Origin of the sequence: Pseudomonas oryzihabitans, assembly GCF_014522265.1 — a bacterium.
GTDB lineage: Bacteria > Pseudomonadota > Gammaproteobacteria > Pseudomonadales > Pseudomonadaceae > Chryseomonas > Chryseomonas aestiva.
The window spans coordinates 455,120-467,355 of record NZ_CP017024.1 but is presented as its reverse complement, the minus strand read 5'-3'; the positions used below and the strand labels follow the sequence as shown (position 1 = coordinate 467,355).

12 protein-coding genes and 1 pseudogene are annotated in these 12,236 nt (G+C 64.7%); 9 read left to right on the top strand and 4 right to left on the bottom strand.

Annotation, left to right across the window (positions count from 1 at the left end):
* The first annotated feature begins 4 nt into the window (after positions 1 to 4).
* From murD to lpxC, 8 genes and pseudogenes are all read left to right on the top strand, one after another.
* Positions 5 to 1,348 carry a UDP-N-acetylmuramoyl-L-alanine--D-glutamate ligase gene (gene murD / locus BGI51_RS02190; RefSeq protein ID WP_187980177.1) on the top strand — a complete coding sequence of 448 codons (1,344 nt, stop codon included), beginning with the start codon at positions 5 to 7 and terminating at the stop codon, positions 1,346 to 1,348.
* Positions 1,348 to 2,547, top strand: coding sequence for a putative lipid II flippase FtsW (ftsW, locus tag BGI51_RS02185; RefSeq protein WP_133862632.1), 1,200 nt, complete (start codon positions 1,348 to 1,350; stop codon positions 2,545 to 2,547). Before murD ends, ftsW begins: the two co-directional genes overlap by 1 nt.
* The gene (gene murG / locus BGI51_RS02180) at positions 2,537 to 3,607 is read left to right on the top strand and encodes an undecaprenyldiphospho-muramoylpentapeptide beta-N-acetylglucosaminyltransferase (RefSeq protein ID WP_187980176.1); all 1,071 of its coding nucleotides are present in this window, start codon (positions 2,537 to 2,539) and stop codon (positions 3,605 to 3,607) included. The genes ftsW and murG overlap by 11 nt, the downstream gene beginning before the upstream one ends.
* A 34-nt stretch (positions 3,608 to 3,641) precedes the next feature.
* Positions 3,642 to 5,057 (top strand): UDP-N-acetylmuramate--L-alanine ligase, encoded by a 1,416-nt coding sequence (murC, locus tag BGI51_RS02175; protein WP_252977276.1) that lies wholly within the window; start codon positions 3,642 to 3,644, stop codon positions 5,055 to 5,057.
* A gap of 65 nt (positions 5,058 to 5,122) precedes the next feature.
* Positions 5,123 to 5,977, top strand: a complete 855-nt coding sequence (locus BGI51_RS02170) for a cell division protein FtsQ/DivIB (RefSeq protein ID WP_133862549.1) — start codon at positions 5,123 to 5,125, stop codon at positions 5,975 to 5,977.
* A gap of 16 nt (positions 5,978 to 5,993) precedes the next feature.
* Positions 5,994 to 7,237: pseudogene (ftsA, locus tag BGI51_RS02165) on the top strand (cell division protein FtsA).
* Positions 7,238 to 7,290: 53 nt separating this feature from the next.
* Positions 7,291 to 8,472, top strand: a complete 1,182-nt coding sequence (gene ftsZ, locus BGI51_RS02160; protein WP_133862548.1) for a cell division protein FtsZ — start codon at positions 7,291 to 7,293, stop codon at positions 8,470 to 8,472.
* A gap of 109 nt (positions 8,473 to 8,581) precedes the next feature.
* Entirely contained in the window at positions 8,582 to 9,496 is a 915-nt protein-coding gene (lpxC, locus tag BGI51_RS02155; RefSeq protein ID WP_017640702.1) for a UDP-3-O-acyl-N-acetylglucosamine deacetylase, read from the top strand.
* Positions 9,497 to 9,553: 57 nt separating this feature from the next.
* On the opposite strand, the gene BGI51_RS02150 is transcribed toward lpxC, so the two are convergent.
* The 4 genes from BGI51_RS02150 to BGI51_RS02135 form a co-directional block, all read right to left on the bottom strand.
* On the bottom strand, positions 9,554 to 9,892 hold the full coding sequence (locus BGI51_RS02150) for a HopJ type III effector protein (protein ID WP_187980174.1): 339 nt from the start codon (positions 9,890 to 9,892) through the stop codon (positions 9,554 to 9,556).
* Positions 9,889 to 10,182, bottom strand: a complete 294-nt coding sequence (locus BGI51_RS02145) for a DUF1244 domain-containing protein (RefSeq protein WP_187980173.1) — start codon at positions 10,180 to 10,182, stop codon at positions 9,889 to 9,891. Before BGI51_RS02145 ends, BGI51_RS02150 begins: the two co-directional genes overlap by 4 nt.
* A 15-nt stretch (positions 10,183 to 10,197) precedes the next feature.
* Positions 10,198 to 10,896, bottom strand: coding sequence for a dihydromonapterin reductase (gene folM, locus BGI51_RS02140; RefSeq protein WP_187980172.1), 699 nt, complete (start codon positions 10,894 to 10,896; stop codon positions 10,198 to 10,200).
* A gap of 96 nt (positions 10,897 to 10,992) precedes the next feature.
* Positions 10,993 to 11,553: an antibiotic biosynthesis monooxygenase gene (locus tag BGI51_RS02135; protein WP_187980171.1), complete on the bottom strand. Its 561-nt coding sequence runs from the start codon at positions 11,551 to 11,553 to the stop codon at positions 10,993 to 10,995.
* Positions 11,554 to 11,774: 221 nt separating this feature from the next.
* On the opposite strand from BGI51_RS02135, the gene BGI51_RS02130 reads away from it, so the two are divergent.
* The gene (locus BGI51_RS02130) at positions 11,775 to 12,224 is read left to right on the top strand and encodes a flavodoxin (protein ID WP_187980170.1); all 450 of its coding nucleotides are present in this window, start codon (positions 11,775 to 11,777) and stop codon (positions 12,222 to 12,224) included.
* Positions 12,225 to 12,236: the final 12 nt, after the last annotated feature.

The window sequence follows — 12,236 nt, the reverse complement described above, 5'->3', positions numbered from 1 at the left end:
CGCAGTGCTCATCGCTTCCGACCAGTTCCGTATCGTCGTCGGCCTCGGCAAGAGTGGCATGTCGCTGGTGCGCTTTCTCGCGCGCCGGGGCGTGCCCTTCGCCGTGGCCGACACGCGGGAACAGCCGCCGGAACTGGAGGCCCTGAGAACCCAGTATCCCCAGGTCGAGGTGCGCTGCGGCGAGCTGGATGTCGACTTCCTCGCCCGCGCGGCCGAGCTCTATGTGAGTCCCGGCCTGGCCCTGGAAACGCCGGCGCTGCAGGAAGCCGCCGCCCGCGGCGTGCGGCTGTCCGGCGATATCGAGCTGTTCGCGCGCCAGGCCCGGGCACCCATCGTCGCCATCACCGGTTCCAACGCCAAGAGCACCGTCACCACCCTGGTGGGTGACATGGCGCTGCGCGCCGGCAAGCGGGTGGCCGTGGGGGGCAACCTCGGTACCCCGGCGCTGGACCTGCTGGCCGATGACGTCGAACTCTATGTGCTGGAGCTGTCGAGCTTCCAGCTGGAGACCTGTGAGCGACTCGACGCCGAGGTGGCCACGGTGCTCAACCTCAGCGAAGACCACATGGATCGCTACACCGGCATGCCGGCCTATCACCAGGCCAAGCACCGCATCTTCCGTGGCGCCCGCCAGGTGGTGGTCAATCGCGACGATGCCCTGTCGCGGCCGCTGATCGGCGATGACGTGCCGCGCCTGACCTTCGGCCTGGGACGGCCCGATTTCCGTGCCTTCGGCATTCGCGAGGAGGAGGGCCGTCGCTATCTGGCGCTGGCCTTCGACAACCTGCTGGATGTCGAGGAACTCAAGATCCGCGGTACCCACAACCACAGCAATGCCCTGGCCGCACTGGCCCTGGGCCAGGCCGCCGGTCTGCCGCTGGCACCCATGCTGGAGGCCCTGCGCGCCTTCCCGGGTCTGGAGCATCGCTGCCAGTGGGTCGGCGAGGTCGCGGGCGTCAGCTACTACAATGATTCCAAGGCGACCAACGTCGGCGCTGCCCTGGCTGCGGTCGAAGGCCTGGGTGATGACATCGCCGGCCAGTTGGTGCTGATCGCTGGTGGCGACGGCAAGGGCGCCGATTTCAGTGCCCTGCGCGAACCCATCGCGCGTCACTGTCGCGCCGTGGTGCTGCTGGGGCGCGATGCGGCACGGATCGCCGAGATCCTGCCGGCCACCGTGCAACAGGTGCATGTCACCACCCTAGAAGAAGCCGTGGCCGAGAGTCGCGGGCTGGCCCAGCCAGGCGACGCCGTGCTGCTGTCGCCGGCCTGCGCCAGTCTCGACATGTTCCGCAATTTCGAAGAACGCGGACGGCTGTTCGCCCAGGCCGTGGGAGCTCTGGCATGATCCTCAGCCTGCTGCGCCCCTATCCCTCGCCGCTGGCCAGCCGCCACGGCATCGACCTGGACTTCCCGCTGCTGGCGGGTTGCCTGCTGCTGCTCGGCCTCGGTCTGGTGATGGTGACCTCGGCTTCCTCCGAAGTGGCCGCCGCCCAGTCGGGCAATCCGCTGTACTTCATGTACCGCCACCTGGTCTACCTGGCGATCGGCTTCGTCTCCTGCGGCGTGGTGATGCTGATCCCCATGGCCACCTGGCAGCGCTTCGGCTTTCCGTTGCTGATCATCGCCTTCCTCCTGCTGGTGGCGGTACTGGTGCCTGGCATCGGCCGCGAGGTGAACGGCTCCCTGCGCTGGATCGGCTTCGGCATCTTCAACGTGCAGCCCTCGGAGATCGCCAAGGTCTTCGTGGTGCTCTATCTGGCTGGTTACCTGGTTCGTCGTCAGCATGAGGTGCGCCACACCTGGGCCGGCTTCTTCAAGCCCTTCATCGTGCTCCTGCCGATGGCCATGCTGCTGCTGCGCGAACCCGACTTCGGCGCCACCGTAGTGATGATGGGCGCCGCCGGTGCCATGCTGTTCCTTGGCGGCGTCGGTCTGTTCCGCTTCCTGATGATGGTCGCCCTGGCCGTGCTGGCGGTGTTCGTGCTGGTGCAGACCCAGTCCTACCGGATGCAGCGCCTGATCACTTTCACCGATCCCTGGGCTGACCAGTTCGGCTCCGGCTATCAGCTGACCCAGGCGCTGATCGCCTTCGGTCGTGGCGGCTGGACCGGTCTCGGCCTCGGCAACAGCATCCAAAAGCAGTTCTATCTGCCCGAAGCCCATACCGACTTCCTCTTCGCCGTGCTGGCCGAAGAACTCGGCCTGATCGGGGCCATGGCCACCGTCGGCCTGTTCCTCTTCGTCTGCGTGCGCGGGCTGTTCATCGGTCACTGGGCCGAGCAGTCCAAGCAGTTCTTTTCGGCCTATGTGGCCTACGGCCTGTCGATGCTCTGGATCGGCCAGTTCCTGATCAACATCGGCGTGAACGTCGGCCTGCTGCCGACCAAGGGCCTGACCCTGCCGTTCCTCAGCTACGGCGGCAGCTCCCTGGTGATCTGCTGCGTGAGCATGGGCCTGCTGCTGCGCATCGAGTGGGAGAGACGCACCCTGGTGGATACCGAGGATGTGGAATTCACCGAAGAGGATTTCGCCGATGTCCGCTAACGTCCTCATCATGGCCGGCGGTACCGGCGGGCACGTCTTTCCGGCCCTGGCCTGCGCCCGTGAATTCGAAGCCCGCGGCTATACCGTGCACTGGCTGGGTACCCCGCGCGGCATCGAGAACGACGTGGTGCCCAAGGCCGGCATCACCCTGCACCACATCCCGGTCACCGGCCTGAGAGGCAAGGGCGTGCGCTCCCTGGTGAAGGCGCCGCTGCAACTCAGCGGGGCGCTCATGCAGGCCATGGGGCTCATGCGCCGGCTCAAGCCGGTCTGCGTGCTGGGGCTGGGTGGCTTCGTCACCGGTCCTGGTGGCCTGGCCGCCAGGCTGTGCAACATCCCGCTGGTGATCCACGAACAGAATGCCCATGCCGGCACCGCCAACCGTCTGCTGGTGCCCATGGCCGCACGGGTCTGCGAAGGCTTCGCCGACACCTTCCCGGCGTCCGCCAAGCGTCTGTCCACCGGCAATCCGGTACGCGCCGAGCTCTTCGCCCCGGTGACCCGCGCGCCGCTGGAAGAGCGCGCCGCCAATCTGCTGGTACTGGGCGGCAGCCTGGGCGCCGAGCCGCTCAACAAGCTGCTGCCCGACGCCCTGGCCCAGCTGCCCGCGGGCCTGCGACCCAATGTGCGCCACCAGGCCGGTCGCCAGCATGCCGAGGTGACCGCCGAGCGCTATGCCAACGTCGCCGTGGAGGTCGATGTCCAGCCCTTCATCGCCGACATGGCTGCCGCCTATGCCTGGGCCGATCTGGTGATCTGCCGGGCCGGTGCCCTGACCGTCGCCGAGCTGACCGCCACCGGTCTGCCGGCGCTGCTGATCCCCCTGCCGCACGCCATCGACGACCACCAGACCAGCAATGCGCGCTTCCTGGAGCGCGCCGGTGCCGGTGTGGTGCTGCCGCAACATTCCACCCGCCCGGCGGATCTCGCCGCGCAGCTTACCGAGGTCCTGATGCATCCCGAACGTCTTGCCGGCATGGCCGCTCGCAGCCGTGCCCTGGCCAAACCCGATGCCACCCGTGCAGTCGTCGACGCCTGTCTGGAGGTAGCCCGTGGTTAAGTCGCAAAGTGCCATCCAGGCCGAAGTTCGGCGCATGCGCAGCATCCGGCGCATCCATTTCGTCGGTATCGGCGGCGTCGGCATGTGCGGCATCGCCGAGGTGCTGCTGAACCTGGGTTACGAAGTCTCGGGCTCGGACCTCAAGGAATCCGCGGTGACCGCGCGCCTGCAGCAATTCGGCGCGCGCATCTACATCGGCCACCGCGCTGAGAACCTGGATCAGGTCGACGTGCTGGTGGTGTCCAGTGCCATCAACAGATCCAATCCGGAAGTCTCCGCCGCCCTCGAGCAGCGCATTCCCGTAGTGCCTCGCGCCGAGATGCTCTCCGAGCTTATGCGCTATCGTCACGGCATCGCCGTGGCCGGTACCCATGGCAAGACCACCACCACCAGCCTGATCGCTTCGGTGTTCGCAGCCGAAGGCCTGGACCCGACCTTCGTCATCGGCGGCCGCCTCAATGCCGCCGGTACCAATGCCCAGCTAGGCACCAGCCGCTACCTGATCGCCGAGGCCGACGAGAGCGACGCCAGCTTTCTGCACCTGCAGCCCATGGTTGCCGTGGTCACCAATATCGACGCCGACCACATGAGCACCTACGAAGGTGACTTCAATCGGCTCAAGCGCACCTTCGTCGATTTCCTGCACAACCTGCCGTTCTATGGCCTGGCCGTGCTCTGCGTCGACGATCCGGTGGTGCGTGAGATCATTCCCCAGGTCGCCCGGCCCACCGTCACCTACGGTACCGCCGAGGATGCCGACGTCCGTGCCGTGGATATCCGCCAGGAAGGCATGCGCACCTATTTCACCGTGCTACGCGAGGGCCGCGCACCGCTGGCGGTCTCGGTCAACATGCCGGGCGTGCACAACGTGCTCAATGCCCTGGCGACCATCGCCATCGCCACCGACGAAGGTGTCAGCGACGAGGCCATCCTCAATGGCCTGTCCGGCTTCCAGGGAGTGGGGCGGCGCTTCCAGGTCTATGGCGAGCTGCCGGTCGCCGGTGGCAGCGTCATGCTGGTGGACGACTACGGTCACCATCCCCGTGAAGTCGCCGCGGTGATCAAGGCCGTGCGCGGCGGCTGGCCCGAGCGCCGGCTGGTGATGGTCTATCAGCCGCACCGCTTCAGTCGCACCCGCGATCTCTACGAAGACTTCGTCCAGGTGCTGGCCGATGCCAACGTCCTTTTGCTGATGGAAGTCTATCCGGCCGGCGAAGAACCCATTCCCGGCGCCGACAGCCGCCAGCTCTGCCACAGCATCCGCCAGCGCGGTCAGCTCGATCCCATCTACGTCGAGCGCGGCAGCAACATCGCGCCGCTGGTCAAGCCACTGCTGCGCCCGGGCGACATCCTGCTCTGCCAGGGCGCGGGCGACATCGGCGCACTGGCGCCGCAACTGCTCAGCCATCCGCTGTTCGCCACTGCCGCGACCACCGGGAGTTCGGCATGAGCCGCCATCCGTACAACCCCTTGCCGGCAACCGCTGTTGCCGGCGCGCACGTGGAGGGCTGAACCTTGGTCGCCACCCTACGTCACAACCAGCCCGGCTTCGGTCGGTCGCGCAACGTCGAACAACGGGGCGCCAGCCGCCTGGTCGCCGAAGAGCCGCTGTCGACACGCCTGCCACGCCCCAGCCTGGGCCTGCTCAAGCGCATCCTCTGGCCGTTCCTGCTGCTGGGCCTGGGCTTCGGCACCTATGAGGGTGCCCAGAAATTGCTGCCCTATGCCGACCGGCCGATCGCCAAGGTCAGCGTCAAGGGCGATCTCTCCTACATCAGCCAGGCCGCGGTGCAGCAGCGGATCGCGCCCTTTGTCGGCACCACCTTCTTCCAGGTCGACCTGGCCGACATGCGCCACGAACTGGAAACCATGCCGTGGATCGCCCACGCCGAGGTGCGCCGGGTCTGGCCGGACGAGATCAGCATCCGCCTGGAAGAGCAGATGCCCATCGCCCGTTGGGGCGACGAGGCGCTGCTGAACAACCAGGGTGAGGCTTTTGCCCCGCAGGATCTGGCCAACTATGACAATCTACCGCGGCTGTACGGTCCCAAGCGGGCCCAGCAGCAGGTGATGCAGCAGTACCAGATGTTCAGCCAGATGCTCCGGCCGCTCGGTTACACCGTGTCGCGCCTGGAAATGCATGAGCGCGGCAGCTGGTACCTCACCACTGGTCAGGGCCTGGAACTGGTGTTCGGCCGCGACCAGCTGGTGGAAAAGATGCGGCGCTTCATGCGCCTGTACGATCAGGTGCTCAAGGCACAGATGGACAATATCGCGCGGATCGATCTGCGTTATCCGAACGGTCTGGCCGTGGCCTGGCGTGATCCCGCTGTCGCCGCCACCCCCGTGACCGAACCGGCCAAGCATTGAGGAGAAGTTTTTTACTATGGCAAGCGTGCAAAGCGGCAAGATGATCGTCGGCCTCGACATCGGCACTTCCAAGGTCGTGGCTCTGGTCGGCGAGGTGTCTTCCGATGGTCAGATCGAGATCGTCGGGATCGGCACCCATCCGTCGCGCGGGCTCAAGAAGGGCGTGGTGGTCAATATCGAATCCACCGTCGCCTCCATCCAGCGGGCCATCGAAGAAGCCCAGCTGATGGCCGGTTGCCGGATCCACTCGGCCTTCGTCGGCATTGCCGGCAATCACATTCGCAGCCTGAATTCCCACGGCATCGTGGCGATCCGCGATCGTGAAGTGAGCCCGGCGGATATCGAGCGGGTGCTCGATGCCGCCCAGGCGGTGGCCATTCCCGCCGACCAGCGCGTGCTGCACACCCTGGCCCAGGACTATGTGATCGATAACCAGGAAGGGGTGCGCGAGCCCCTCGGCATGTCCGGCGTGCGACTGGAAGCCAAGGTCCATGTCGTCACCTGTGCCGTCAACGCTGCGCAGAACATCGAGAAATGTGTTCGTCGTTGCGGTCTGGAAGTCGACGACATCATTCTCGAGCAGTTGGCGTCGGCCTATTCGGTGCTGACCGACGATGAAAAGGAACTAGGCGTCTGCCTGGTGGATGTTGGCGGCGGCACTACCGACATAGCCATCTTTACCGAAGGCGCCATCCGCCATACGGCGGTAATACCCATTGCTGGCGACCAAGTCACAAATGACATTGCCATGGCCTTGAGAACCCCAACGCAATATGCCGAAGAAATCAAGATTCGGTATGCTTGTGCCTTGGCGAAACTGGCTGGACCGGGCGAAACCATCAAGGTGCCCAGCGTGGGTGACCGTCCGCCGCGAGAATTGTCGCGTCAGGCCCTCGCGGAAGTGGTCGAGCCCCGTTACGATGAGCTATTCACACTGGTGCAAGCGGAACTGCGCCGCAGTGGTTACGAGGATCTGATCCCCGCAGGGATCGTACTCACCGGTGGTACCGCGAAGATGGAAGGCGCGGTCGAACTGGCGGAAGAGATTTTCCATATGCCGGTACGCCTGGGGTGCCCCAGACGGTCAAGGGTCTGACTGACGTGATCAGCAACCCGATCTATTCCACAGGCGTCGGCCTGTTGCTCTATGGTCTGCAAAAGCAGACCGATCCCTTGCCGGTTGTTTCTGGCGGATATAGCAGCGAAACCAAATCCACAGTCCTGGAACGCATGAAGCGTTGGGTCCAGGGCAACTTGTAATTCACAATTAAACCGCGGCAGTAGGCGAAGATCCGAAAGGAAGAGAGGGGACCATGTTCGAACTCGTAGACAACATTCCACAAAGCGCCGTGATCAAAGTCATCGGCGTGGGCGGTGGCGGTGGCAATGCCGTCAACCACATGGTCAAAAGCGGTGTTGAAGGCGTCGAATTCATCTGTGCAAATACCGACGCCCAAGCCCTGAAGAACGTCACATCCCGTACCGTGCTGCAACTCGGCCCGGGCGTCACCAAGGGTCTTGGTGCGGGCACCAACCCGGAAATCGGCCGCCAGGCGGCCATGGAAGATCGTGAGCGCATCGCCGAAGTCCTCGAAGGCGCCGACATGGTCTTCATCACCACCGGCATGGGCGGTGGCACCGGTACCGGTGCCGCGCCGATCATCGCTGAAGTGGCCAAGGAGATGGGTATCCTGACCGTTGCCGTGGTCACCCGTCCGTTCCCCTTCGAAGGCCGCAAGCGCATGCAGGTCGCCGACGAAGGCATTCGCTCCCTGTCCGAATGCGTCGACTCGCTGATCACCATCCCCAACGAGAAGCTGCTGACCATCCTGGGCAAGGACGCCAGCCTGCTGGCCGCCTTCGCCAAGGCTGACGACGTCCTCGCCGGCGCCGTTCGCGGTATCTCCGACATCATGCAGCGTCCCGGCCTGATGAACGTCGACTTCGCCGACGTCAAGACCGTGATGGGCGAGATGGGCATGGCCATGATGGGTACCGGCCACGCCAGCGGTCCGAACCGTGCGCGCGAAGCCACCGAAGCCGCCATCCGCAACCCGCTGCTGGAAGACGTCAACCTGCACGGCGCCCGCGGCATCCTGGTCAACATCACCGCTGGCCTGGATCTGTCCCTGGGTGAATACGCCGCCGTCGGCGAGATCATCGAGGACTTCGCGTCCGAGCACGCCACCGTCAAGGTTGGCGCGGTGATCGATCCGGAAATGCGCGACGAGCTGCACGTCACCGTGGTCGCCACCGGCCTGGGTGCGCGCATCGAGAAGCCGGTCAAGGTGGTGGACAACACCGCTCAGACCCTGGCCGCGGCCCGTCAGGAAAGCGCTCCGGTCAACTACGACGACCTCAAGTACCCGACCTCGATGCGCTCCGGTCGTGGCAGCCAGAATCATGGAGGCTCGGCAGCGGCGACCAAAGTCAATCCCAACGACGACCTGGATTACCTGGACATTCCGGCCTTCCTGCGTCGTCAGGCTGATTGATCGGGTATATCACAAGCCAGGGTGTGATTAGTGGGCATCGATTTTCGCATCTGCTATCATCGCGACTTCGTTGAACACCATTCGCACCCTGCGACCGAGCGGCCCTGGCATGATTAGACAACGCACCCTCAAGAACACCATTCGCGCCACTGGCGTCGGCCTGCATTCCGGGGAAAAGGTTTACCTGACCCTGAAGCCGGCTCCGGTCGATACGGGGATCGTGTTCCGTCGCACCGATCTCGATCCGGTCGTGGAAATCCCGGCCTGGGCCGAGAACGTGGGTGAAACCACCATGTCGACCAACCTGTTCAGTGACAGTGGCGTCAAGGTCGGTACCGTTGAGCACCTGCTGTCGGCCATGGCCGGTCTGGGGATCGACAATGCCTACGTCGAGCTGTCCGCGGTCGAAGTACCGATCATGGACGGCAGCGCCGGTCCCTTCGTGTTCCTGATCCAGTCTGCCGGTCTGCAGGAACAGGAAGCGGCCAAGCAGTTCATCCGCATCAAGCGTGAAGTGAGCGTCGTTGATGGTGACAAGCGCGCCACCTTTGTGCCCTTCGACGGCTTCAAGGTGACCTTCGAAATAGATTTCGATCACCCGGTGGTCAACAACCGTACCCAGAAAGCCTCGGTGGACTTCTCGAGCACCTCCTTCCTCAAGGAAGTCAGCCGTGCCCGTACCTTCGGCTTCATGCGTGACCTGGAATTTCTGCGTTCGCACAACCTGGCCCTGGGTGGCAGCGTCGACAACGCCATCGTGGTCGACGAGAAGGGTGTGATCAACGAAGACGGCCTTCGTTACGAAGACGAATTCGTCAAGCACAAGATCCTCGACGCCATCGGCGACCTCTACCTGCTCGGCAAGAGCCTCATTGGCGAATTCCGCGGCTACAAGTCCGGCCATGCCATGAACAATCGCCTGCTGCGTGCGCTGCTGGCCGATCGTGATGCCTGGGAAGTGGTGACCTTCGAAGACTCCGGTCTGGCACCGATTTCCTACATGAGACCCGCGGCTGCGGTCTAAGCCCGGTCCAAGAAAAAGCCCTGCATCCGCAGGGCTTTTTTTGTTCGCTGAAAAGGTCTAGCGACGCGTCAGGGGCTCGCCCTGGAAGCTCACGCCGGCCAGGCCGTGGGCGATAAGGGCGCGGATATTGGCGTGATCGCTACCCTCGGGCGTCTGCAACACGCTGCGATAGTGCTCGCCAAAGGCCAGCAGGGCCTCCTTATCGCTCAGGCCCTCGAGTCTGGCCAGACCCAGGGTCTTGCAGGAGCCTTCGTTCTGGCCCACGGCATTGTCCACCTCGCCGTTGCGAAAGGCGGTGGGCTGGTAGTGGTAGTGCTCGGCGATGAAGGCCAGGGTGTCGGCGAAGGCATGGTCGCCCTGGGCCAGGCTGGCGCGGAAGCTGGCGAGATCGCTCATTTGCTCTGCTGCTCCTGGAAGGCCGCGGACTGGGCTGGCGAGGCCTCGGTCTGGTACCGGGCTTTCCAGTCGGCATAGGGCATGCCGTAGACGACCTCACGGGCATCGTCCAGGCTCAGTTCCAGACCCTTGTCGTCGGCCGCTGCCTTGTACCACTTGGACAGGCAGTTGCGGCAGAAGCCGGACAGATTCATCAGGTCGATGTTCTGCACATCGGTGCGCTTGCGCAGGTGGTCGACCAGGGTGCGGAAGGCAGCGGCTTCCAGTTCCAGGCGGTCTTGTTCGGTCATGACTGATTCCTCTTGCTAGCGGCGGCCGTGGCGCAGGTGGCGCCCGCCGTTGACGGTAAAGGTACTGCCGGTGGCGTACTGGGTCGACAGCAGATAGAGCACGGTATCCACGATGGGATCGGCGCCGGGTTCGAAATCCAGTAGCGCCTTGTCCAGGGTCGCCTGGCGATAGGCCTGGTCGGCGCCTTCCTTGAAGATCAGCAGGCCCGGCGCGATGGTGTTGACCCGCACCCTGGGTGCCAGGGCTTCGGCAAAGGACAGGGTCAGATTGTGCAGGGCGGCCTTGGTGGCGGCGTAGCCGATGTGATTGCGGCTGCCGCGTGTGGCGCTGTCGTCGCCGATATGGATGATGTCGGCCCGCGGCGCGGCCAGCAGCAGGTCCTGCAGGCCCAGATTGAGGTGGTAGGGCGCTTCCAGATGCAGACGGTAGAGCCGCCGCAGATTTTCCAGGCCGTCTTCGGCCCAGACCGAAGCGTTGTGCACGATGCCGCGCAATGCCGGATGGCGTTCATGCAGTTGCTGCAGCAGGGTGTCGCGCTGTGCCTCTTCCGCCAGATCGACCTGATAGGCCTCGATCTCAAGGTCACGCAAGGGGCCCGGATCGTCGCGATAGACGGCGATGACGGGTTGGCCCTCCGCCAGCAGCCGGCGGGTCAAGGCGAGACCGACGCGGCGATTGGCGCCGGTGACCAGAAGGGGAAGGGTTGCGGACATGAGGGTACCCGATCCTGATGAGCGAAGCGGCCAGGAGGCTGGCCGTGGCCATTGTACGCATTCGACGCGTCAGGATGCAGGCCGATCCGTGCTGGCCTAGCGGGCGCTACCGCGCCAGTCGCCGGTCCGCGATGAGGCACTGTGCAGCCAGCCCTTCAGCGCGCGGGTGATCAGCGGAATGAAGACACAGACCATCACCGGGGTGAGGATCAGGGTGCTCAGCAGGATGCGCGGCAGTAACGGCAGATGCGCCAGGTAATCGCCGAAAGCGGCATTGAACAGCAGCGAGATGGGAAAGAACGCCAGCCAGACGGCGATGCTCTGTTTCCAGCGCGGCGGCGGCTGGATGCCCGCGCCGAACCAGTCGTCCATGCCCTGGGCACGCCGTGCCAGGGGCGCTTCGAACAGGCCCTGGCCACGCTCCAGCCAGAGACGCCGCGTCTCCGAGTGTTCCCAGGCGTCGAGGGTCTGGGGACAGGCGAAGCGAAAGATGATCTGTACCAGATTGTCGCCTGGAGGCGGGGTCAGGACCCCCGAACCGAGATAGCCGGGATACCCGGTGGCCAGGGCTTCGCCTTCGCGCAGCCAGATCAGAAAGGCATCGTATTGGCCGGCCGCGACGCGCCGCGCGACCATGAGGGTAACAGGCTGATTCATGCTCCAACTCCGGGCGATCGGGCCGGATAGGCCGGATGCCGTCATGCCGCCGGGTAGGCGGACAGGTGGCGAAAACGCCTGGGGTAGCAGGCGGCGCTAGCATAACAAGCCTTGAGACCCCTGGCTGCAGCCAGGGTTGCCAGCGGAGCCATCTTGCTGACGGAGCGCCAAGCGCGGGCCGCACCAGGCATACTGGACGGGATTCCACGCAAGAGGTCCGTATGAAAGTCGCACTGTTGAATGGCTCGGTCTATGGCACCGCGGAAGATATCGCCCGACAGGTGAAGTCGCGGTTGACCGCGGCAGGCCATGAGGTCTGGCACCAGCCCAATGCCGATCTCGGTAGCCTGGAGGCCTTCGCACCCGAAGCCTTGCTGGCCATTACCTCCACCACCGGCATGGGCGAATTGCCCGCCAACCTGGAATCCCTGTATTTCCAGCTGCGCGATCGGTTGCCGTCCTGGTCCGGACGACCCGGCGCGGTGCTGGCCCTGGGTGATTCCAGCTATGGTGACACCTATTGTGGTGGCGGCGAGCTGATGCAGGAGTTGTTCGCCGAGCTGGGGCTGCGCGAACTGCTGCCCATGCTGCGCATCGATGCCAGTGAAACGGTGACGCCGGACGAAGATGCCGAGCGCTGGGTCGCCGAGGTCATCGCCGCCCTGGGCTGATCTTGCCCAGGC